Raw genomic sequence first — 22,395 nt, 5'->3', positions numbered from 1 at the left:
CGATCTATCAGATCGTGCTCAACGGCCAGCCGCCCAATGTCAGTTACGTCTTCGTGGACGGCCGGATGCCGCGCGGTCTGCTCCGCAGACACGACGCGCCGCCGCTACGCGGCGGGAGGGATGCCGCGCTCCGCGCGGCTGATTCCGGCTCCGCCGGAATTCCGGCCAACTCCGTTGGCCGGGGCTCGAATTGCTCCGCAATTCGGCCTGACGGAATTCGCTCCGCGAATTCCTAGGAGCTGGCTGGAGGATCGGGGCGGCCCGGTTTTTGGCTTCCCTTTCCTGCGCTGAAAGCCCCTCACAAACCAGACCTATAAACCCCTATGACACCCCGTCTCTTCGATTTAACAACTCCAATATTCCACACGCGAATTGGGCAACGCAGGGCCATTGACCTGTAGTTGAAACCGATCATGGAGTCAGTTCTGCCAGGCTGCGTCAAGATGCCGGCGCCCCTCCTCCGGCGCAGCCTCCGCAGCCCACAAAACGGATGACCTCGTACTCGTCGCAATCCACCAGGTCGGCGGCCCGGTCGCCGTAGAACAACGCGGTCTGGTCGTCGTTGTTGGGAATGACACTTGAGGCGACGCTGTCGGGAACGAGGAGCCATAGACCGTGACTGGGCTATCCAACGGCAGCCCTCAAGAACAGGACGGACGGTACGGCTGCCTCGCTGACGCTGCACGGCTGCATCTAGAGCAGAATGCCATTACGTGTGACATGCCGCCAGGAGAGACTGTGCGCGGCGTGCGGCTCATCGCTGTCCTGTCTCATTGAAGGTTGAGCAGTCTCATCGAAGCTTGAGCGCGGTGGGTGCCGACCGGCGTCTGATGGTCACGGTTAGCTGCGACGTTGTTCAGCGGCCCCGGCCGGTGAAGATCCGTGGCTGCTCTGATGAGTGCAGCTAGCGCCGGGTATTGCGCGCCGGGACTACTTCACCTGCCCATGTCGCCCATGGGAACGGTTAGGGGGAGCTCTCGGCGAAGGCATCGGCCGCCGCCTGGATGCGGGCGTGATACTTCTGCCACTTGGCATCGTCGCCGAAGTCGTCGCGGTCCGGTCCGGCTTTACCGTCGATGAGCTCACGGAGGACGTCGGCGTGGCCAGCATGCTGGGCAGTCTCGGAGACCATGCGAACGAGCAACACCCCCAAGGTGGTGGCTCGACGGTCGTTGGGCCAGTGCCGCACCTGGCCCGGCGCTTCGAGTGCGAGATCCGTGATGGTCCGGTCGGCATGCGCGCAGGCACGTTGATAGAGCCCGATGATGTATTTGCTGGACTCATCGGGCCTGGCCCACATGTCTGCGCCTTCCCAGATTGAACCGTCCTCCACCCAGGCCAGCGGCTCTGGTGCCGGCCGATCGAACGATTCGCCGAGGTATCCGTACTCAAGGCCTGCCAGATGCTTGACCAAGCCCAGCAGGTTTGTGGCAGTGGGTGTCATGGGCCGGCGCATGTCGTATTCGGTGAGTCCCTCCAGCTTGGAGAGCAGACCGGCCCGTCCTGCCTGCAGCTTGCGGTGCAGCTCCGCTTTGAGATCAGTCACGTGGTCCTCCCTGAAGGCTGCCGCCACCCAACCACGCGGCTACGACAAGAAGCCGGCGATGCGCCCGAGGCTGACGACGGCCGACACCCACCGCGCTCAAACTCGATGAGACTGCCCAACCTTCGATGAGACAGGACACCCGGCCCGCCCCACGTGTCCTGTCTCTGCGATGTGTAGGCAGTCCCCGCTGTTCTGTAGGCATGCGCGGCTGGGTCCCGGTCATGTGTAGGCAATGAACCCCCCAGTCAGCCCCGGCAAATGCAGAAGGGATGACCAGCCGGACCGGTGATGCAGGAACTGGCATGGCGTGACAGCGGTGCGGAGCGTCCGCGTGCTCGCCGTCCCGACGGGCTGTTCGCCCGGGAGCTCGGTGAGCGGCTGGGGCGGCCGTGGCTAGGGCCAGTGGCCGCGGTCGACTACGCGGGGCCGCTCGGGGCGTGGTTGGGTGCAGTGGTCCGTCGGCGGCGCGGCGTCGGTGTACCTGGCGGCCGGGGGCAGGATCCGTGGTGGGTGAAGCGGGAGCACCAGCCCGTGTCAGTGGCGGCGCAGCTGCGGCGCCTGGCCGAGGCGGGCAGGGCCAGGGCGAGTGGCGGCGGTGAGCTTGCCCGGGTGTGTGCGCAGCGGCGCGGCCGCCGTGTGAGGGTGCTCTACCGGCCACAAGGCGGGTTCGACCTCGGGCAGTGGCTGGCCCGCCGCTCGGACTCGAGGGCCGGGGCGTCCGCGCCGGCTCGCTAGACAGGCTGGAGCACAGTTCTTACTCGGGCGGGAGTGCGTGGTCGCTCGTTGGAGTGACGCAGTGGGATTCCGGCTCGTGGGGATCCGCGCTGTCCTTGGCTGCCGGTGTGAGGCAACGCGGCGATGCGGAAGCGGTGTTCGTGGATGAGCTGGGGCAGTTATCGCAGCTGCCCTGGGCTGCGGCTGTGGCCGAGGTGCGGCTCGAGGACGCCCCGCCGGTGTCCGCGTTCCCGGTCGTGCCCGGCAAGCGGTGGGGGCCGGGCTGGTGGTGGTCGGCGACGACCGGTCGCCGTGTGGCGCACGGCTCGGCAGCCATGCTGACGCAGTTGATGATCCTCGACCGTGACCCTCAGGTCACCGGGCTGGCGGGGCGGCCGGTGCGGGTGGTCTGGCGCGATGCGCGCAGCCGGGTGCGGTCATGGATACCTCAGGTGTTCGCCCGGTACGCGGACGGGACAGGGCTGCTGGCCGACTGCCCCGCTGGCATGGATGCGGGTGGGGTACGGGCGCAGCGGGCCGGGGCGGTGCTGGAGGCGTTGTGTGCGCAGGTGGGGTGGCGGTATCGGCGGCTGGGGCCGCCCGATGCCGTGGTGGCGGCGAATGTGCGGTGGCTGGCCGGCTACCGGCACCCCCGCTACCGCGGCCAAGACGGCTTGGAGGAAGCGGTCTTGGAGGCCTTCGCGCAGCCGCGGCCGCTGATCGAGGGTGCGGTCGCGGTCGGGGATCCGCTCGCGGTTCTGCCGGTCGTGTATCACGCGCTGTGGGCGGGGCGGCTCGAGGTGGCGCTCGATTCGCCGCTGCATGAGCAGGTGATGGTCGCCCCCGGCTGCGCTGGGAAGGAGGCGGCATGGTGAGCCTGGTCGTGGGGGGACGGCGGGCCACGGTCGGGGCGCACGTCGTGTTCGATGGTGTGACGTGGCAGATCGCCGGGATCATCGGCCAGAGTGTGCGGCTGGTCGATGAGGCAGGAGCAACCGCCTCGGTGCTGTTGTCGCACCTGTTCGCCGACCCGTCCTTTCGGCTGGTGCGGCCTGAGATGCCGCCCGGAGTGCCGCAGTGGGGTCTGTTCGAGGGGGTCGAAGTCCGGGCCCGGGAGCGTGCGTTGGCGTGGCAACGGCACATTTGCGAGGTCGAATCCGGGCTGCCCGACGGGCCCGGCAGCGGGGGTGTGCCCCGGCCGCAGTTCGATCCTGAACGGTGGTCGCTGGCCGAGCGGGAGCAGGCCAAGGCCAAGGAGTTGGCGGAACTGGGCTGGACGCGAGTGAGCACGGCCACGGTGCGGCGGATGCGGGCTCGCTACCGGCAGCAGGGGTTGTTGGGGCTGGTCGACGGGCGGGCGCGGCGGTCCTCGAGTCCCACGGGGCGCAGCGATGAGCGCGTGGTGGCCGCTGTGCTGGAGGCGCTGCGGCGTCAACGGGGGCGGTCCAAGGGGACGTTGAAGGGCCTGCGGGAGCTGACCGGCCAGATCCTGGAAGAGGCGCACGGGCGGGGTGGGGTGAAGGTGCCGCAGGAGTCGACGTTCAACCGGCTGGTGAAAGCGCTCGCCGATCCCCGGGAGCTGCCGGGGCGCCCGGCGCGTACCGCGACGGTGCCTGGGGGGCCGTACACGCCGACCAGGGCACTGCGGCCGGGTGAAATGGTGCAGGTCGACACCACACGGCTGGATGTGATGGCCGTCGACGAGAGGGGACGGGCGGCGCGGCCGGAGCTCACGATCGCCGTGGACGTGGCGACGCGGTCGATCCTGGCCGCCGTGCTGCGGCCGGAGGGTACGAAAGCGGTGGACGCGGCGCTGCTGCTGGCCGAGATGGCCGTGTCCCATCCAGCTCGGCCCGGCTGGAGCAAGGGTCTGCAGCTTGCCTATGCGGCGGTGCCGTACGAGCGGCTGCTGTCCCTGGATGCCCGGTTGGAGGGCGCGGCGGCGCGGCCGGTGGCGGTGCCCGAGACCATCGTCGTGGACCGGGGCAAAGTGTTCGTCTCCGAGGGCTTCCTGGCCGCGTGCGAGACCCTGGGGGTGAGTGTGTAGCCCGCCCCACCGAGGCAGCCGACCGCCAAGGGCACGGTGGAGCGGACCTTCGGCGCGATCAACACGCTCTTCGCCCAGCACGTCGCCGGCTACACCGGCTCCAACGTGACCCGGCGCGGGCAGAACGTAGAAGCCGAAGCCTGCTGGACACTGGGGCAGTTGCGGGAGCTGCTGGATGAGTGGATCGTCTGCGGGTGGCAGAACCGTCCTCACGAAGCGCTGCGGCACCCCATGCTGCCCAAGACCGCGCTGTCGCCGAACGAGATGTGGGCCGCGCTGCTGGGGGTGTGCGGGTACGTGCCGCTGCCGCTGACCGGGCGGGACTACCTTGAGTTGCTGCCGGTGCGCTGGCAGGCCATCACCGAGCGCGGCATCCGCCTCAACCACCGTACCTACGACCACGCGATGCTCAACGAGCACCGCGGCCAGGGCTCCGGTATCACCACCCGCGGCGGCAAGTGGGAAGTCCACCACAACCCCCACGATCTGCGGCAGGTCTGGGTACGCCTGCCTGATGGGCAACTCGCCGAAATCCCCTGGATCCACCGCGACCACGTCCACCAGCCGTTCAACGAACACACCTGGCGTCACGTCCACACGATCGTGGAGCAGCGAGCTGGCCGTGAGCAGCACGAAGCCGACCTCGCCGACGCCCTCGATGAGGTCCTGCGCTGTGCCCGCACCGGACAGGCATCGGCGGCAGGCACACACGACATGGAGTCCTCGATCCGGTTCTCGCCGGACATCCCCGAGCAGCGAGTCATGAAGGACAAGACCGGGCGGAAACGCAGCCGAGACGTGGCACGCAATGAAGACCGCAGCGAGGGCGATGCCGCACTGCCCCGTGTACCGGCGGATACGGACGCCAAACGTGCGGAGGATGCCAGGCCGGAGCAGGCTACGGAAGACGGCGCCGAGTGGGAGTGGGGCGACAGCCTCGACGACCTCGGTGTTGACGGCGACGACGGTGGAGAGGTGGCAGACGCATGCACCACCAGCGGCGGCTTCGACCTGTATGACGCCTACCAGGAGGCCGAGCAGTGGTGAGCGAGGAGGAGGCCCTCTGGCTGTCAGGCGAGCCACCTGCGCTCAACACCTGGCAGGGCTTCGAGGCATTCGCCACCGCTCCCCCACCCGCCCCACCGGCAGCCGATGCACCGCCACGGAGTTGGGACGAACGCCTCGCCTACCACTCGGCGTTCGTCACCGTCCGCACCCCCGCCATCGACGCCCTCTCCCGCAACGTGCGCACCCTGATGATCCTCGGGCGCCACCAGCAGGCCACCGCCCGCCCCAGCCTGATCGTCACCGGCCCCGCCACCACCGGCAAGACCACCGCACTCCTCCAAGTCGGCCGGGCCTGCCACCTCGCCCACACCGCACGCCAACCCCACCCCGATACGGGCCACATCGCCGCGGTACCGGTCGCCTACGTCCTGGTGCCGCCCGCCGCCAGCGCGAAAACCCTCGCCGCGGAGTTCGCCCGCTACCTCGGCATTCCCGTCACCGCCCGCATGACCCAGACCCAGATCACCACCGCGGTATGCGCCACCTACGCGAAAACCGGCGTGAAGCTGGTGTTGATCGACGAGATCCACCGGCTCAACCCGCGCACCACCACCGGCGCGGAGACCGCCGACCTCCTCAAAGACCTCACCGAACGCATCGGCGCGACGTTCGTGTACGCCGGGATCAACGTGACGCGCACCGAACTGTTCACCGGAGTCCGCGGCGCCCAACTCGCCGGACGCGCCAGCCTGATCGACTGCGGCGCCTTCCCCGCCCGCCTCGGTGGGCAGGAACCCTTCAAAGACCTCATCACAGCGATGGAACAGGCCCTCGACCTGAAACGACACCGGACAGGCGGCCTGCCCCGCCTCGCCCCGTATCTCCATGCGCGTACCGGCGGAAAGATCGGCAGCCTCTCCCGCCTCATCCGCCAAGCCGCGCTCACCGCCATCTGCGATGGCAGCGAACGCATCACCAAGGCGTCACTGGACGCCGTGCGCCTGGACCACCTCGCCGAAGAGCACTACCGCCCCTGCACCCCGCCAACCACCAGAAGGCACACGCGTGTTGAAGCAAGCGGCGGGCCACGGCGCAGCGAACGATGAGCCCCACCACGACATCCAGATCACGGCCCGATACGTTGCGGCTTCCGGCGCCGTGCGCGGTGCAGCCGCCCCTGCCCATGGCCGGAGTCGCACGGGTGCGACCTATGCCGTTCGAGGCAAGCGTCTCGTATGTGCAGCGCCTCGCCGACACCTACGGTCTCAGCACGGTCCAACTCCTCGACGGGCTCAACATCAACCACACCGGACAGCCGGGCACGGCGCCCGCCGTCGAACTCCGCCTCAACACACTGGCCGTCTGGCACCTCGCTGCCTGGGCCCGCATCCCACCGCACCACCGCACAGGCGCCCTCGGCCAGGGCGCAGCACCGGCCACGGACCGCCCAGCACAACGCGCCAACAACACCCCATACGCACGATGGCACCCCACCGACCCCGCCCTGCGCCCTCTACGCGCCTGTACCAGCTGCGTCCTGGCCCGCAGTCACGGCACCACAGCGACTGCCTGGGCCCATCTCCCCGAACACCGGCTCGTCTGTGTGAAGCATGTGCAGGCCAGCAGCGATCACCGCCTACCCGGCACCCTGAACATTCGCGGCCTGCCCGAACTGGTCCGGGCACACCAACAACACCAGCGACTACGCCACCGTCCAGAGGCCGGGACCGCCTACACCTGGGCCCGAGCGGTCACCACGCGCTGGTACGACCACCAGCACCACTGCGCCCGACGCTGGAACAAACGGCTCAAGCGCCTGACCTTGGCCAACCAGCACCTGCCCAGTCACGACGGGACCGCGTCACTCACACTCCTCGCCCGCAGGATCATCACGTATCCCGAAACCGTCATCCTCGCCCGCGCCCTCACCCACATCCCCGGGCACGGCCTTCCCCACACGCAGCACGCTGTTTACCTCCAACACCTCGCCCAGCAACTCGAGTTAGAGCGTCTGGCACCGATCCCGGGCGATCTCCTGTTCACCCGCCTCACCCCAGGACCACACCGCGCGAGCCCAGCAGCGTGACAGCAAAAAGAGGGGCCTTCCCCGACTGCCTTACGACCCGCCGATACACCTGCACAAACACGGGAACTTCACCCAGCCAACCTGCACAACACAGTCCCCCGCAGGTCACAGCAACAAAACGAGAACCCACGCGACGAACAGACCCGCCCTACCGGCCCCGGAGCCGCCCACCCCGGCCGGAAGATCACCCAACCAACCCGCGAAACCCCAGCCCACACACAACATCAACAACCAACACCAACGGCAGGCCATAACGGGCGCAGCGGTCGTGGGTGTCGCAGACACCCAATGGCTTTACATCAGAGCCGAGTTGAGCGCGTGCATTCCGGGTGTCTCTCGCTCATGCGGGTCCCGATGCGACCTGCGCATTGTGCAGGTTTTCTGGGTGGCTCTTGGATGGCGTCGTGGTGGATCCGGAAGAGGTCGATGTGCGCTTCGTCGGCAGGGCGAAGTGCGGCAGGAGCCGTGGCTGTTGGTGGCCGGGCCGGGAGTGTCAGGCTGTGCTCTGGTGCGCGCGTTCCCCATCCGCGGTGCGGCCCTGCCCGGGTCGCTCCACATCTTGTTGAGGCACGACCACGGAGGTCTCATGCAGGAAGGAACGTCATCTGGCCCTTGCAGTGTCGGATCGGTCTGCGGCAAGGCAGCGGAGTGACACGCCTCCATCAGCGCACCCGCCACCGGTTCACCCAAGACGAAACACGGAACGTGATCGCAGAGCTGGTCGTGGCCGTGCATCCGCCGGCGGCGAGCTCTCCTCGGGTAAGTGGCACGAGGTCAGGTTCTGCATCAAGAAGCTCTCCCAGTCGAAAGAGCCGCAGAAGAAGCTGGGGAAGCAGTCGTCAGCCGACCGTCACTCCCGCCGCGAACTCGCGCCACACGTACTGGAATCCGCAGCTGCCGCCGTTCGCGGCGCATTGAAGAAGACCGCCCGCGAACAGAACACGACCAGCTGGGCCCGGCTCGAGCAGCAACTCGGTTCCGCGCTCCCCCGTATGGCGTTCGCCGGCCGCGTGCGCGTCCTCACCCTTGTCGGCCAAAGCGCGCCCTCGGACCAGCCCACTTCTGTCATCCCTGTCGCTTCGGGAGACTTCGACTTGGCGGCGTCGTAGTTGATGGTGCGTCGAGTGCCTGTCGGTAGTCGATGGGACTGTCGAGGCGGGATTGGCGGCGGACGGTGTGTTGTAGCGGTGCGGCCACCGGAACCTATTTGTTTGATGAGTGGCCAGGTACTCGGCCGTGGACCGCAGCGCGTCCACGGATCGTCCACCAGAAACCGGCCGCCCGCGGACGGTCAATCCCGTGGGCTGGACGGATGAAAGCGGTCTGCTCCATAAGTGGTGCCGCGAGCGGCTGTTGGGGACTGTGTGGATCCGCTCCTCGATCATCTTCGCGTCGGCGCTCGGCCGGCCTGAGGCGAGGAGTGGCGCGTGGCGGATCGGAATGTTTCCCGGAGACGGTCGAACCGGCTGCGCGTCAGGTGGGCCGCGCTCTGTGCGGGGCTCACCCTGGCGCTGACCGGGGTGTTGCAGGGCGCGGCGGTCGCGGCCGGCGGGCCCGAGCCGCCGCCTCGGTCGCTGGCCCGGCTCCTCGACGTCCCCTTGGCGGGGGCCGGAGGGCTGCTGGATCCCGATGCGTCGCCCGCGGGGTCCAACGACTGGAGGTGCCGGCCCAGTCGTGAGCATCCGCGTCCGGTCGTGCTGCTGCACGGCACTGCGGGGAACCGTTTCAACAGCTGGGGCATGCTCTCGCCGTATCTGAAGCGGCAGGGCTACTGCGTCTTCGCCCCGAACTACGGCGGCCCGTCGGGAAGTCCGTTCCAGGCCACCGGGCCCATTCCGGCTTCCGCCCGGCAGGTCGCCGGTTACGTCGACCGGGTGTTGAAGGCCACCGGCGCGCGCCAGGTCGACATTGTCGGGCACTCCCAGGGTGGCGGTCCGACGCCGCGCTGGTATCTGCGGTTCGAGGGCGGCACGGATGCCAGGGATCCGGAGCGGAACAAGGTGCACAGCCTCGTTGCCCTGGCGCCTTCCAACCATGGTGCGGACGTCTCCGGCGTCGGCAGGCTGACCAACAAGCTGGGCCTCGACCCGACCGTGTCCGCCGTCGTCGGCCAGGCATGGTCGGACCAGATGGTCGGCTCCGCGATGAACAGGAAGCTGGACAGGGGCGGGGACACACAGCCGGGTGTCCACTACACAGTGATCGCCACCCGGCACGACGAGGTCGCCACCCCGTACCGGAACAACTTCCTGACCGCGGGTCCCGGCGCGAGGGTCCGCAACATCCTGATCCAGGAGATCTGCCCGCTCGACCTCTCCGAGCACCTGTCGCTCGTGTACGACTCCAACGCCGCCCAACTCGTACGCAACGCCCTCGACCCCGCCCACGCGAAGCCCGTCGATTGCGGCCTCTCCCTGCCCGTACTCGGCGGCTGAAACCGCGTACACGCGGCGGGCGGGACACAGGGCACCACCCGCCGCCGCCCTCCCCTCCCATGTCACAACTGCCCTCCCCCTCCATGTCACACAGCGGGCGAGTCAACTCGTCCCAGGATTCACAGGCACATTCCGGAATCGACGGTGAGTGACATGCGGGTATTCGTCGCAGGCGTGTCGCAGGCGGCGGAGCTAGAACCTGTCCGGGCGATCATGTGACCGCCCCATGCCTGGGTCGTTGTTGTGGGCATGGGGCGGGGTGATCTGACAGATGCCGAGTGGGAACGGTTGCGGCCGTTCCTGCCGGTGAGCAATGGACGTTGCGGCCGATGGCGGGATCATCGACAGGTGATCGATGGGATCCTGCATCGGGTACGGACCGGAGTGCAGTGGCGGGATCTTCCCGAGCGGTTCGGCCCCCCCTGGAAGACCGCCTATGAACGTCACCGGCTGTGGTCGGCCGACGGGACGTGGGAGCGTCTGCTGCAGCAGGTCCAGGCCGCTGGCGACGCCGCGGGCGAGGTCGACTGGGACATCTCGGTGGACTCCACCATCGTGCGGGCCAATCAGCACGCGGCCGGTGCCCGGACGGAACCACCGGCGGCGCCCGTGTCAAAGGGGGCCGAAGCGGCAGAACACAAGGGCGAAACACCGTGGCAAAGCCTGCTCGCCCGGCTGGTGGAGGTGGTGAGGGCCTGGGCCGCTCGCGGGGCGGGTTCACCAGCAAACTCCACCTGAGCGCGGACGGCCGTTGCCGCCCGCTGTCCCTGATCGTCACCGGCGGACAGCGGGCGGACTGCACCCAGTTCCAGACGGTGCTGGCGAAGATCCGCGTTCCGCGGGTCGGTCCGGGCCGGCCCCGCACGAAGCCCGACAGCATCGCGGCCGACAAGGGATACAGCAATGGCCCGTGCCGCGAGAACCTGCGGCGCCGGGGCATCCGGCACACGATCCCGGAGAAGTCCGATAGCCAGGCCGCCCGCCTGCGCAAAGGCTCACGCGGCGGACGGCCACCCGGCTTCGACGAAGCGCGGTACAAGAAGCGCAACACCGTCGAACGAGCGATCAACAGGCTGAAGCAGTCCCGGGCCGTGGCCACTCGCTATGACAAGCGCGGCTACGTCTTCCTCGGCACCGCAACCACCGCAGCTTTGCTCATCTGGCTTCGGAGTTGAGTCCCGACCTCACAAAGCGATTGGCCGATACGCCAAGGCCTGATCGACTACCTCATCAGCCGAAAGCTCCCGCTCCGGCGGCCAGAAGATCAAGCCACTGACATGAACGGACGGGCACGCCAGGGCTCTGCCGAGCCTGTCCAGCCAGCCGTCCACCTCGTCGTCTGAGGCGTAGTCCGCTTGCATGATCCGCTGCACGAGCGCGACGGCTTCCGCGCGACTCATCTCCACAGCACTCATCAGGTCCCTCCGCCGAGTCACCCTAACGGGACGAGTGATCACCCGGACAGGTCCTAGTGATGATCGACGAGATCCACCGGCTCAACCCCCGCACCGCCACCGGCGCGGAAGCCGCCGACCTGCTCAAAGACCTCACCGAACGCCTCGCGGCGACGTCTACGCCGGCATCAACCTCACCGACAACGCCCTGTTCACCGGCGTACCCGGCGCACAGTTGGCCGCCCGCGCCACCCTCATCGACTGCGGTCCCCTACCGGCGCGACCGGACAGACCCGCCGGCGCCTACGTCGACACCACAGCTCCCCAGCGCTGGGAAGGCAAACCCGCCCGCGTAATCGACCTCAACCCCTGACCAACCCGCCGCCCTACGGACCGGCCGAAGGGGCGATCGTGGCAGACCACCCGCCGCGCGACAGGTGCGTGGCGCCGTCGGGGTCGAACGCACGTTGTCGACGTCCATGCGGCGGTGCTCGATGCCTGGCACGGCGAGTTCGAACGCGTCGTGCGCTGATGCCGCGCAAGCACCCCGGGCACCTGTTCACGAAGGGCCTGCAGTCCCTTCAACCGCCAGGCCGCAAAGAGGTCTTGGAATACCCGGCCGGGCCAGTGTCTTCACGAACCGCGATGGCCGCGGCGTACCCCTCGGGCACGCGTACGTCGCCGAGTCGCCAGCCCGGCACCGGCGCAGGGTTTGCCTCGCTACTCACATAGGTCGCGGCCGTGCCGCGCGCGAGTCCTTCGCCGGTTCCCTTCAGGCAGGCTTCTTTGCGGGTCCAGCAGCGGGCGAAGGCGGACCGGCGCTCGGTCGGTGCGAGGACGGCCAGTTCCTCCTGCTCGCGCGGGTGCAGGACCTCGGATACGTCGGCGACAGCGGCCGAGTCCGGTAGCACCTCGATGTCGACGCCGATGGTGTGGGGGGCGAAGCCGAGCAAGGCGACGTCACGAGTGCGAGAAAGGGAGAAGTGCACGGAGGCTCCGGGCAGGGCGGGGCGGCCGTGCGGGTCGCCGCAGCACGGGCACGGCTCGCGCACGAACGTGAGGCGGGACGGGTCTTCCCCGAGGTAGGCGCCGAGGAGGGTGCGCAGGGCGCCATGCGCGGCGGTGTAGGTGAGGCGGTCGCGGGTGTACCGGAAGTCGGCGGCCCGCTTCTTCTCCTGGGCGTTGAGTAGATGGGCCGTGGCCTGGTCATCGGCGCGCACCAGCCACACTTCGGTCTCCCGGATGGGGCCAGCGGGCAGTGGCTCCGACGCGTACTCCAGCGGCTCGACGATCAACGTCTGGGTCATGCCCCAACTCTACGTGTGCACGACACGTGGTCGTGCTGCACCGCCGCCCGCGCAGCGGGCCGGCTCGGCGGTGGCCTTCGCCGTCGCCGACTACCGCGCCGAGTCGCGCCTCATCGAGCCCGGCCTGTTCAAGCGTCTGCTCGGCGGTCTCGGCGGGTACTTCGGCGATCCGGAAGGCCGCAGCATGGAGATCATCACGCGGTCCTGCGCGCGTCCCTGAAACCCGTTCGCCTCGGCGCGACTTCGGCAACAAGCCCAAGTCGCGCCGGGGGCCGGTCGTCCTGTTGAGGGGCGTGGCTGGGTCTGGTTTGAATATTGCCCGACAGCAAAACAGAACGTTCGCTATCTTTCGGTGTCTCTCGGGGGGCTGCAGTGTGCGGACGCGCGTCGGTGCGGAAGTTCTCGAGGGGGGGAGTAATGAATGACCGTCGGGTCCCCGATACGCCCATGAGCGGGCGCATCACACAGGGGCCGGTGCAACTGCTCGACGAGGAAGTGCTCGAGCCGCAGTTCCGCCATGAGTCGGCGCATCTACTGCGCTGGTACGTGGCGATGGAGAAGGTGTTCGCCCTCGAGTACGAGCGGATGGGAGTCATCACCGCACAGCAGGCCGACGCCCTGCTCGGCGTCCTGTCCCGGCTGCGGCCCGAGGACATCGAGGCCCGCGCGGACGAGAACATGTCCGACATCGCCTTCGCCATCGAGCGGTACGTCGACGGGCAGCTGCCCGCTCCCGTGCCCGCCTGGCACGTCGACCGCAGCCGCAACGACTTCCAGGCCTGCGCCCAGCTGATGTTCGGCCGCTGGCAGACCCTCTCGGCGGCGGACTCGCTGCTCGGCCTCGCGCGCGCCGCGCTCGGTCTGGCGCACCGCACCGCCCACCTGCCGATGCCCGGACACACCCATCTGCAGCCGGCCCAGATCATCACGCCCGGCTTCTACTTCGCCGGACTGGTCGAGCAACTGGCGCACAGCCTGCGCCGCCTGCTCACCACGTACGACGGTGTCGATCTGTGTCCGCTCGGCGGCGCCGCCATGGCGGGCCAGGAGATCGGCTGGGACCGGGACCGGATGGCGGCACTCCTTGGCTTCCGCGCGCCGCGCCCGCATGCCCTGGTCGCGGTCGCCTCGCGCGACTGGGCCCTGGAGCTCGCGGCCGAACTGTCGCTGCTCGGCTCGGCGCTGAGCCGGTTCGTCACCGACCTGATGAACTGGGGCGGCGGCGCGTACGGCTTCCTGGAACTGCCCGACGAGCTGTCCGGGATCTCCTCCGCGATGCCGCAGAAGAAGAACTACCCGGTCCTGGAGCGCATCCGCGGCAGGACAGCGCACCTCGTCTCCGGCCACCTGGACATGGTGCTCGGGCAGCGCAACACCCCGTACTCCAATTCGGTCGAGGTCTCCAAGGAGGCCGGTGCCCACCTGCTGACGCTGTTCGACGCCACCCGGTCCCTCACCCGGCTGTTCACGGCGGTCCTCGAACGGGCCGAGTTCCGCGAGGAGCGGATGCGTACGGCGTGCGAGCGCGAGTATCTCGGCGGCTTCACGCTCGCCAACCGCCTGACCCTGCACGAGGCCGTCCCCTGGCGCACGGCCCAGGTCGTCGCGGGCCGGTACATCACGGCCGCCCTCGACCGCGGTGCCGCCCCGCACGCGACCGACCCGGAGCTGCTGCGACGCGTCGCCGCGGAGCAGGGCGTCGACCTCCGCCGTCCCGAGCAGGCGCTGGACCGGGTCTTCGACGTGACGGCCGGGCTGTACGCCAAGCGGTCGTCCGGATCGGCGCACCCGGATGCCGTGCGCACGCTGCTGCGGACGCACGAGCGGCGCCTCGACGCCCTCGCGGACGAGTGGCGGCTGCGCCGCGGCCGGACGGAGTCGGCCCTCGCTGACCTGGGCCGCGGTGTCACCGGCACCCGTCGACGAGCTCGAGTGAACGAGGAGAGTGTGCGCGCGTGACAACTGACGTACCGATCACACGAGAACCGGTCGGTGGTCCGGTGGACGGCACGGCGGGCGGGGCCCCGAACGTCGGCCCCGTGGCCTCCGGCTCGGGCATCGGGATCGCCAACGGCACCTTCGGGGAGCTTCTGCAGGGAGTCCTGGCGGAGAACGACCGGGACTTCCTGGTCACCTTCCCGATCACGCTGGCGTCCGTCGCCGAATTCTGGCCGGACACCACGGCCCCGGAGGTGATAGTCCATCCCGCCGGGAAGAGCAAGTCCCGCCTGCTGGCCGAGCGCATCCTGCGGCATCTGGGGTACGGCTTCGGCGGCACCCTGGAGCTGACCAGCACGCTGCCCGAGGGCAAGGGGCTCGCCAGCTCCTCGGCGGACCTGGTCGCCACCGCCCGGGCCCTGGGCGACGCCTTCGGGCGGCACTTCACCGAGACGCAGATCGAGACGTTCATCCGCGGCATCGAGCCGTCCGACGGCGTGATGTATCCGGACATTGTGGCCTTCTACCATCGTGAGGTGCGGCTGCGCGAACGCCTCGGGCAGCTGCCGCCGCTCACGATCGTCGCCCACGACCTGGGCGGCATCGTGGACACCGTCGAGTTCCACCGCGTCAAAAAGCACTTCGGCGCCGTGGAGAAGCAGGAGTACGGCCGCCTCCTCGGCACCCTGCGTGACGCGGTGCGCGCCCAGGACCTCCGGGCGGTCGGGGAGGTGGCCACCCGCAGCGCGCAGCTCAACCTGCGGCATCTGCCGCGCGACGACTTCGCCCCCATGCTGAACATCTGCCGCGAGGTGGACGGCCTCGGCCTCGCCCAGGCGCACAGCGGCACCACGCTCGGCATCCTCCTGCCGGAGGGCGGCAGCGACCACGCCGCCCGCGTCGACCACGTCACCGCCGCGTGCCGACGGCTCCCCGGCACCGTGCACCACTATCGCTCGCTCGGACTCGGCGGGCCCGGGGCCGAGGCCCGGACCCTCAAATCGGCAGCTCTGTCAGGGAATTCATGATGCGTTTCGCCAGCATGGTCGACGCGATCGGCCATACCCCGCTCGTGCTGCTGCGGATGGACTCCGTACCGGACGTGGAGGTCCACGCCAAGCTCGAACTGCAGAACCCGTTCGCGATGAAGGACCGGGTCGCGCGCCACATCATCCGGGAGGCCCGCCGCACCGGCGCGCTGCGGGAGGGCGCCCCCATCGTGGAGAGCTCCTCCGGCACGATGGCGCTCGGCGTGGCCCTCGTGGGGCGTGCCCTGGGGCACCCGGTGCACATCGTCACCGATCCGCGGATCGACGTCATCACCCGCGCCAAGCTGCGCGCCCTCGGCTGTGAGCTGCGCATCGTCGAGACCATGACGAGCCAGGGCTGGCAGAGCGCCCGCCTGGAGGAGCTGGAACGCCTGATGGCCACGCTCCCCGGCGCGTTCTGGCCGCAGCAGTACAGCAACCCGGACAACCCGGGGGCGTACCGCACCCTGGCCGCCGAGATCGTCGACGAGCTGGGCCCGGTGGACGTCCTGGTGGGCTCCGTCGGCAGCGGGGGCTCGCTGTGCGGCACCGCGCGAGCGCTGCGCGAGACGCTGCCCCGACTGAAGGTCGTGGGTGTCGACGCCGTGGGCAGTGTCCTGTTCAGCCAGCCCGACCGGCCGGCGCGGCTGCAGAGTGGCCTGGGCAACAGCCTGCTGCCCAAGAACCTGGACCGCCGCGGCATCGACGAGGTCCACTGGCTCAACGACCGGGAGGCCTTCGAGGCCACCCGCGCCCTCGCCGCGGAACAGCAGATTTTCGGCGGCAACACCTCGGGCTCCGTCTACCGGGTCCTGGGGCATGTGGCGCGCAAACTGCCCGCCGGGGCCCGCGTGGTGGGCATCCTGCCGGACCGCGGCGACCGCTACGTCGACACCGTCTACAGCGACGCGCACTGGGCCGACCGGCGGGTCCTCGACCTATCGTCCAGGGCGGAGCCCGAGGCCGTACCCCCGGGGCGGGTGGTAGACGCCTGGTCCACGTCGGTGCCCGCCAACCCGGCCGAACTGCCCGCGCAGCACCTGCTGTTCGTCGAGTCGAACACCACGGGCACCGGCATGCTCGCGCTCACCACGGCCCGCGCTATGGGCTTTGCCCCCGTCCTGCTGACCGGCGAGCCGGACCGGTACGCGGGCCTGGACGCGACGGGCTGCGAGGTCGTGGTGTGCGACACCAACTCCGTGCGGGCGCTGCGCGCGACCGTGCAGGACCGATTCCGCCGCGAGGAGATCGGCGGCATCACCACCACGAGCGACTTCTACGTGCCCGCCGTGGCGGACCTCACCGGCTGGCTCGGGCTGCCCGGCAACGCGGTCGACGCGGTGTCGGTGTGCCGCAACAAGGTGCGGCTGCGCCGCCGGTTACGCGAACACGGCGTCGATGGGCCGAGGTTCGCCGCCGTGACCGACCCGTCCGAGGCGGCGGACGCGGTGGCGCAGGTCGGGCTGCCGTGTGTAGTCAAGCCCGCCGACGACTCCGGCTCTCACAACGTACGCCTGTGCCACACCGAGGACGAGGTCCGCGCCCACGTCGAGACGGTGCTCGCCGTCCGCGTCAACGTGCGCGGCATACCGACCGCGCGCACCGCGCTCGTCGAAGAGTACGTGGACGCCCCCGAGTTCAGCGTCGAGCTGTTCACCGAGAAGGGCCGCACGACCTGCGTCGGCATCACGCAGAAGAGCGTGACCGGGCGGCCTTGGTTCGTCGAGTACCAGCATGTGTTCCCCGCCCGGCTCACCCCGGCCGAGGCCGATGCCCTCGAAGGGGCCGCCCGCGCGGCGGTGGCTGCCGCGGGGATCCGCACGGGCCCCACGCACACCGAGATCCGGCTCACCCCGGCCGGGCCGCTGATCATCGAGGTGAATCCACGCCTCGCCGGAGGGATGATCCCCGAGCTGATCCGGCTCGCCACCGGAACCCGCCTCCTGGACGCACAGCTCCGGGCCGCCGTCGGCCGCACCCCCCACCTCGACGCCCGGCCCGGCCCGCACGCCGCCATTCGCTTCCTGCTGCCCGAGCGGGCCGGGCGCCTGGAGCGGGTGGACGGCGTCGACGAGGCCCGCGCCGTCCCCGGTGTCGAGGACGTGGTGATCACGGCCCGCCCCGGCAGCGAGGTGCGGCCGGTGCGCGACGCCTACGACCGGCTCGGCTTCGTGATCGCCACCGGGGACACCCACGAGCAGGTCACCAAGGCGTGCGCCGAGGCCCTGCGTCAGATCGACATCGTGACCACCGACGACCGCGCACCGGAAGGCTCAGCCTCGTGATCGAGCTCCGCAGCGACACCTTCACCCTGCCCACCCGGGAGATGGTCCGTGCCATGGGCGAGGCCGCCCTCGGCGACGACGTGTACGGCGAGGACCCGACGGTCAACGCCCTGGAGGCACGCGCCGCGGCGGCCCTCGGCAAGGAGGCGGCCTGCTTCATGCCGAGCGGCACGATGGCCAACCTGGCCTCACTCATGGCGCACGCCCCGCGCGGCTCCAAGGTCCTGGTCGGCGACGAGACCGACATCTACATCTACGAGGCCGGTGGCGCTTCGGTCTGCGGCGGGCTCGTGTACGAGCCGGTGCCGACCCAGCCCGACGGGCGCCTGCTCGTCTCCGACCTGGCGAAGGGCTTCCCCGACGACCCCGAGGACCCGCAGTTCGCGCTGCCCGCGGTGATCTGCCTGGAGAACACCCACAACCGCTGCGGCGGAGCGATCCTGCCGCTCGACTATCTGCGCGAGGTGCGGGACTTCGCCGACGAGCGCGGGGTGCCCGTCCACATGGACGGCGCGCGGATCTTCAACGCCTCGGTCGGCTCCGGGGTCCCGGCCGCCGAGATCGCCCGGCACGCGGACTCCGTGCAGTTCTGCCTCTCCAAGGGCCTGTCCGCGCCGATCGGCTCCGTGGTCGTGGGCACGGAGGCGTTCATCGGCCGGGTGCGCCGCCTGCGCAAGATGCTCGGCGGGGGCATGCGCCAGGCCGGGGTGATCGCCGCCGCTGGGCTGGTCGCCCTCGACCACGCCGGGCGGCTCGCCGAGGATCACCGCAGGGCCGCCCTGCTCGCCAAGGGCCTCGCCGGGATCGACGGCATCGAGGTCGAGCCCGACGCCGTCACCACGAACATCGTGATGTTCCGGGTCGTCGACGGCCGCCACACCTGGCAGACGTTCGCGGAGGCCGCCCGCCGGGAGGGCCTGGCCATCGCCGAGCTGGGGCACGGGCGGCTGCGTGCCGTGCTGCACCGCGGAGTCGACGACGCCGATGTGGACCGGGCCCTCGCCATCGTCCGCAGCGTGCTACGCGGCGCTCCGGACGTGTCCGTACCCCAGAGCAAGGACTCCTGATGGAGACCCCTGAAAGCCACGCCCGGCCCCCCGGGTCAGCCAACCCTACGCATGGCTGGCTCGTCCCGACCAACACCGTAGGGAGAGCTGACCCGCGATGACGACCCCTACCCGAACCCGGTTCACGTCGATCCCCGCCGCTCTGACCCACTGGGCCGAGCAGCGCCCCGACGCCGTCGCCTACACCTTCGTCGACGGCGAGCTACAGGTGCAGCGGGACGTCACCTACCGCGAGCTGGAGGACGCCGCGGTCCGGATGGCCGCCGCGCTGCAGCGCGAGACTCGCCGCGGCGACCGCGTCCTGCTCCTGTTCGCGCCGGGCCTCGACTATCTGGTCGCGTTCCTCGGCTGTCTGTACGCGGGCGTCGTGGCGGTCCCGCTGTATCTGCCCCGGCCCGGCGCCAAGTTCGACCGGATCGAGGCCGTGATCCGCAGCTGCCGACCCACCCACGCCCTCACCAACGAACTGCTCTCCGGATACCTCGCCGACCTCCCGCGGCCCGCGGGCTCCGAGAACCTGCGGGTTCACACCGTCGAGGAGCTGTCGGCCACGCCTCGCGCCCTGCACCGGGCGGTCGAGCCCGGCGCCGAGGAACTGGCCTTCCTGCAGTACACCTCGGGTTCGACGGGCGATCCGAAGGGCGTGATGGTCAGCCACGGCAATCTCGCCGAGAACGAGGAGGCCATCGCCGACGGCTTCGGTGTCCGCTCGGACGACCTCATCCTGAGCTGGCTGCCGCTGTACCACGACATGGGGCTGATCGGGGCGGCACTGCTGCCGCTGTACCTCGGGCTGCGGACCGTGATGCTGGACACCTTCGCGTTCATCCACGACCCGCTCATCTGGCCCCGGGCGATCGCTCGCTTCGGCGCCACCTGCTCCGGCGGCCCCAACTTCGCCTATCAGCTCCTCGTGGACCGGTACGACCCGGAGCGCCTGGCCGGACTCGACCTGAGCCGGTGGCGTATCGCGTTCAACGGCGCCGAGCCCGTCGTCGAGAAGACGCTCCGCTCGTTCGCCGATGTGTACCGCGGGCACGGCTTCGACGCCCGGGCGATCTACCCCTGCTACGGCCTGGCCGAGGCCACCTTGTTCGTCTCCGGGGCCGAGCCCATGACGGGCCACCGCACCGGCCAGTTCGACCGCACCGCGGTCGAACAGGGCCTGCTGCGCCCCGTGGCAGATCCGGGGGCCGAGGACGGCGTCGCCGTCGTGTCCGCGGGCCGCCCCGCGCTGCGCACGGACGTCGTGATCCGCGACGCGGAGGGCCGGGCCGTGCCGGACGGCACCATCGGCGAGATCTGTGTGCGCAGCGCCGGTGTCGCCCAGGGCTACTGGGGCGACGCGGCCGCGACCGAGGAGACCTTCCGCGCCCGCGTCGCCGGGTACGACGGGACGTTCCTGCGCACCGGTGACCTCGGGGCCCTCCATGGCGGCGAGCTCTACCCGGTCGGGCGTCGCAAGGACCTCCTCATCGTCGCGGGCCGCAACTTCTACCCGCATGACATCGAGAACGTCGCCACCAGCGTCGGGCCGCATCTGCGCAAGGGCTGCGCCGCCGCCTTCCAGCCCGACCCTCAGGCGCCCGAGGTCGTGCTGGTGGCCGAGGTCCGGCGGACGTCGACGGCCGGGCTGCGCGACGACATCGAGCTCGCCGCGGCGGTGCGCGGGGATGTGCTGCGCGCGGTCGGCGCGGAGTGCGATCTGGACCTGGCCGACGTGGTGTTCGTCTACCCCGGCTCGCTGCCCAAGACCTCCAGCGGCAAGATCCGCAGGGCCGAGGCCCGGGCCCGCCACCTCGCGGGCCGCCTGCGTCTGGTCACCCCGGCGCCGGGGGTGCGGGAGGCCGAGCGGGCCCGGGTCGAGGCGGGCGCGCTGCACACCCTCGGCGAGGCGGAGCGCGGCCGCGCGGTGCGTGCCCTGCTCGGCGAGTTGATCGCCGCCCGCCTCGGCGGTGTGCCCGGCCCCGAGGACCGGGCCCGGCCGCTGGCCGCGCTCGGCCTGAACTCCCTGCAACTGACCGCCGTCAAGGCGGCCTTCGAGCAGCGCATCGGGCAGCCGGTGGAGAGCCGTCTCTTCTACGGGGACCGGTCCCTGGACGAAGTGGCCGCGGCCCTCACGGCCCGTACCGCCACCGCGGCCTCCCCGGGCCACGCGGCACCCACGGGCACGGGACATGCGGCGCCCACGGGTCCGGGTCCGGCGGCCGAGGGCCAGATCCAGATGCAGTTCTATGACGAGCTGCACCCGCTGGACACGGCGAACAACCTGCCCACGGCGGTGCGCCTGTCACGCCGCTACGAGCCGGAGGTGCTGCGCAGGGCCGTGGCCGCCGTGATCGACCGGCACGTGGCCCTGCGCACCGTGTTCGGCCCACTCGGCACCGGCACGCAGCAGGTCCGTGACGACCTCCGGCTCGACTGGCGGCCCCGGGATTTCACCGACGGCGAGGACGACGCCGTGCGGGCCTTCCTGCACGAGGCCGCCTACACCAGGTTCTCGCTGACGGAGGGGCCGCTGGTCCGTGCCGCGGCGGCGACCTCGGCGGACCGCACCGTGTTGCTGTTCGTCTGCCACCACTCGGTGGCCGACCACTGGTCGCTGCGCACCGTCCTCGCGCAGATCCTGCGGCGGCTGCCGGGCGTCGACCTGCCCGAGGAGCCCGCCGAGCGGTCCGCCGTCTCCGGCACGGCCCTGGAGTGGGCCGGTCTCCAGGCCGCCGCGGCCGCTGGCCCCGCGACCGGGGCCCGTCTCGACCGGCTGGCGGAGCGCTGGCACCCGCTGCGGAACCACCTGCTGTTCACCGCGGGCTCCCCCGGCGTCCGCGGCCGCAACCCGGCGGGCGTAGTCGACTTCGAGGTCGACGCCGCCACGGCCGCCCGGCTCGCCGAGCACGCCAAGCGGCACGGCCGCACCCCGTTCGTCACGCTGGCCGCCGCGTACCTGTGGGCGCTCCACCAGGTCACGGGCGAGCAGCAGGTGGTGATCGGCGTGCCGCACCACGGCAGGACCGACGGGCGGTTCACCGACACCGTGGGCTATCTGGTCAACATGCTGCCCCTGCTCGGCGACTTCCGGGGCGGCGAGCGGCCGGAGACGCTCGAACAGCGCACCTGGGACGGGCTGCGCGCCGCCCTGGAGGACGCGGAGGTCCCGTTCGCGCGCCTTGTGAAGGCCCTGGCGCCCGAGCGTCATGGGCAGAACCCGGTGTTCCAGGCGACGTTGACGTTCCAGCAGTCGGCCGACGACCGGCTCGCGGAGGGCTTCTCGCTTGCGTCCAGCGGCTGCCGGCAGACCGTCGGCGAGATCGAGCTTCAGGCCGTCGACGTACCACCACGCGATGTCGCCTTCGCCGTCAGCCTCTACGGCACCCGGCACGAGGACCGGCTCGTGTTCCGCCTCGTCCACCAGGAGCGCCTCGTCGATGCCGCGACGGCCGGCCGGGTCGCCGAGGCGTTCCGCTCCGGCCTGCAGGCGCTGTTGAGCGCCGACTCCCCTTCCCCTGACGGCCTGTCACGTTGAGCGAGAGAGATTTCGGA

General features: G+C 70.4%; 18 protein-coding genes and 1 pseudogene. 15 read left to right on the top strand and 4 right to left on the bottom strand.

All coding sequences use genetic code 11. The features are described from left to right. Positions 1–236: hypothetical protein (locus tag ACWD10_RS32260; RefSeq protein ID WP_451097208.1), on the top strand; the 236-nt coding region annotated here is incomplete at its 5' end. Between the two features lie 728 nt (positions 237–964). Here the strand turns inward: ACWD10_RS32260 and ACWD10_RS32255 are convergent. Further along, the gene (locus ACWD10_RS32255; RefSeq protein ID WP_451097207.1) at positions 965–1,546 is read right to left on the bottom strand and encodes a DinB family protein; all 582 of its coding nucleotides are present in this window, start codon (positions 1,544–1,546) and stop codon (positions 965–967) included. A gap of 788 nt (positions 1,547–2,334) precedes the next feature. Here ACWD10_RS32255 and ACWD10_RS32250 point away from each other — a divergent pair. From ACWD10_RS32250 to ACWD10_RS32230, 5 genes are all read left to right on the top strand, one after another. After that, positions 2,335–3,135: a TnsA-like heteromeric transposase endonuclease subunit gene (locus tag ACWD10_RS32250; RefSeq protein WP_451097206.1), complete on the top strand. Its 801-nt coding sequence runs from the start codon at positions 2,335–2,337 to the stop codon at positions 3,133–3,135. After that, a complete protein-coding gene (locus tag ACWD10_RS32245; RefSeq protein WP_451097205.1) occupies positions 3,129–4,307 on the top strand; it encodes a hypothetical protein in 1,179 nt (392 codons plus the stop codon). Before ACWD10_RS32250 ends, ACWD10_RS32245 begins: the two co-directional genes overlap by 7 nt. A 36-nt stretch (positions 4,308–4,343) precedes the next feature. Next, positions 4,344–5,354, top strand: coding sequence for a Mu transposase C-terminal domain-containing protein (locus ACWD10_RS32240; protein ID WP_451097204.1), 1,011 nt, complete (start codon positions 4,344–4,346; stop codon positions 5,352–5,354). Then, on the top strand, positions 5,351–6,421 hold the full coding sequence (locus ACWD10_RS32235; RefSeq protein WP_451097203.1) for a TniB family NTP-binding protein: 1,071 nt from the start codon (positions 5,351–5,353) through the stop codon (positions 6,419–6,421). Before ACWD10_RS32240 ends, ACWD10_RS32235 begins: the two co-directional genes overlap by 4 nt. Before the next feature lie 104 nt (positions 6,422–6,525). Then, a complete protein-coding gene (locus tag ACWD10_RS32230; protein ID WP_451097202.1) occupies positions 6,526–7,401 on the top strand; it encodes a hypothetical protein in 876 nt (291 codons plus the stop codon). A gap of 839 nt (positions 7,402–8,240) precedes the next feature. Here the strand turns inward: ACWD10_RS32230 and ACWD10_RS32225 are convergent. Continuing rightward, on the bottom strand, positions 8,241–8,438 hold the full coding sequence (locus ACWD10_RS32225) for a hypothetical protein (RefSeq protein WP_451097201.1): 198 nt from the start codon (positions 8,436–8,438) through the stop codon (positions 8,241–8,243). Between the two features lie 390 nt (positions 8,439–8,828). On the opposite strand from ACWD10_RS32225, the gene ACWD10_RS32220 reads away from it, so the two are divergent. Continuing rightward, on the top strand, positions 8,829–9,836 hold the full coding sequence (locus ACWD10_RS32220; protein WP_451097200.1) for an esterase/lipase family protein: 1,008 nt from the start codon (positions 8,829–8,831) through the stop codon (positions 9,834–9,836). Between the two features lie 249 nt (positions 9,837–10,085). Beyond that, a protein-coding gene (locus ACWD10_RS32215) for an IS5 family transposase (protein ID WP_451097199.1) occupies positions 10,086–11,011 on the top strand; the annotation gives its coding sequence in 2 pieces (ribosomal slippage) (positions 10,086–10,491 and positions 10,491–11,011; 927 coding nt in all). A gap of 9 nt (positions 11,012–11,020) precedes the next feature. Here ACWD10_RS32215 and ACWD10_RS32210 read toward each other — a convergent pair. After that, the gene (locus ACWD10_RS32210; RefSeq protein WP_451097198.1) at positions 11,021–11,251 is read right to left on the bottom strand and encodes an e9imm peptide; all 231 of its coding nucleotides are present in this window, start codon (positions 11,249–11,251) and stop codon (positions 11,021–11,023) included. A gap of 44 nt (positions 11,252–11,295) precedes the next feature. Between ACWD10_RS32210 and ACWD10_RS32205 the strand changes: the two are divergent. After that, positions 11,296–11,513: pseudogene (locus tag ACWD10_RS32205) on the top strand (ATP/GTP-binding protein); the annotation flags it as partial. A 298-nt stretch (positions 11,514–11,811) separates the two neighbouring features. Here ACWD10_RS32205 and ACWD10_RS32200 read toward each other — a convergent pair. Continuing rightward, on the bottom strand, positions 11,812–12,537 hold the full coding sequence (locus ACWD10_RS32200; protein ID WP_451097197.1) for a 4'-phosphopantetheinyl transferase family protein: 726 nt from the start codon (positions 12,535–12,537) through the stop codon (positions 11,812–11,814). On the opposite strand from ACWD10_RS32200, the gene ACWD10_RS32195 reads away from it, so the two are divergent. From ACWD10_RS32195 to ACWD10_RS32170, 6 genes are all read left to right on the top strand, one after another. After that, a complete protein-coding gene (locus tag ACWD10_RS32195) occupies positions 12,536–12,757 on the top strand; it encodes a hypothetical protein (RefSeq protein ID WP_451097196.1) in 222 nt (73 codons plus the stop codon). The two genes, ACWD10_RS32200 and ACWD10_RS32195, sit on opposite strands and share 2 nt — an antisense overlap. A 227-nt stretch (positions 12,758–12,984) precedes the next feature. Further along, positions 12,985–14,496, top strand: coding sequence for a lyase family protein (locus tag ACWD10_RS32190; RefSeq protein ID WP_451097195.1), 1,512 nt, complete (start codon positions 12,985–12,987; stop codon positions 14,494–14,496). Further along, a complete protein-coding gene (locus ACWD10_RS32185) occupies positions 14,493–15,503 on the top strand; it encodes a GHMP family kinase ATP-binding protein (protein WP_451097194.1) in 1,011 nt (336 codons plus the stop codon). Before ACWD10_RS32190 ends, ACWD10_RS32185 begins: the two co-directional genes overlap by 4 nt. After that, on the top strand, positions 15,500–17,788 hold the full coding sequence (locus ACWD10_RS32180) for a pyridoxal-phosphate dependent enzyme (RefSeq protein WP_451097193.1): 2,289 nt from the start codon (positions 15,500–15,502) through the stop codon (positions 17,786–17,788). The genes ACWD10_RS32185 and ACWD10_RS32180 overlap by 4 nt, the downstream gene beginning before the upstream one ends. Further along, positions 17,785–18,855 carry a GntG family PLP-dependent aldolase gene (locus tag ACWD10_RS32175; protein ID WP_451097192.1) on the top strand — a complete coding sequence of 357 codons (1,071 nt, stop codon included), beginning with the start codon at positions 17,785–17,787 and terminating at the stop codon, positions 18,853–18,855. Before ACWD10_RS32180 ends, ACWD10_RS32175 begins: the two co-directional genes overlap by 4 nt. Before the next feature lie 97 nt (positions 18,856–18,952). Beyond that, entirely contained in the window at positions 18,953–22,378 is a 3,426-nt protein-coding gene (locus tag ACWD10_RS32170) for an AMP-binding protein (protein WP_451097191.1), read from the top strand. The last annotated feature ends 17 nt before the right edge of the window (positions 22,379–22,395 follow it).

Source organism: Streptomyces sp. NPDC002851 (genome assembly GCF_053591935.1).
Note: the sequence above shows the minus strand (reverse complement) of the source record. Positions and strands in the feature narration are given on the sequence as shown.

What these genes read in the sequence shown, in the direction of transcription:
- ACWD10_RS32245 (WP_451097205.1), top strand. Translation starts at nt 3,129, where the DNA reads ATGGTGAGCCTGGTCGTGGGGGGACGGCGGGCCACGGTCGGGGCGCAC.
- ACWD10_RS32210 (WP_451097198.1), bottom strand. Translation starts at nt 11,251, where the DNA reads ATGAGTGCTGTGGAGATGAGTCGCGCGGAAGCCGTCGCGCTCGTGCAG.
- ACWD10_RS32190 (WP_451097195.1), top strand. Translation starts at nt 12,985, where the DNA reads ATGAGCGGGCGCATCACACAGGGGCCGGTGCAACTGCTCGACGAGGAA.
- ACWD10_RS32200 (WP_451097197.1), bottom strand. Translation starts at nt 12,537, where the DNA reads ATGACCCAGACGTTGATCGTCGAGCCGCTGGAGTACGCGTCGGAGCCA.
- ACWD10_RS32180 (WP_451097193.1), top strand. Translation starts at nt 15,500, where the DNA reads ATGATGCGTTTCGCCAGCATGGTCGACGCGATCGGCCATACCCCGCTC.
- ACWD10_RS32230 (WP_451097202.1), top strand. Translation starts at nt 6,526, where the DNA reads ATGCCGTTCGAGGCAAGCGTCTCGTATGTGCAGCGCCTCGCCGACACC.
- ACWD10_RS32170 (WP_451097191.1), top strand. Translation starts at nt 18,953, where the DNA reads ATGACGACCCCTACCCGAACCCGGTTCACGTCGATCCCCGCCGCTCTG.
- ACWD10_RS32195 (WP_451097196.1), top strand. Translation starts at nt 12,536, where the DNA reads ATGCCCCAACTCTACGTGTGCACGACACGTGGTCGTGCTGCACCGCCG.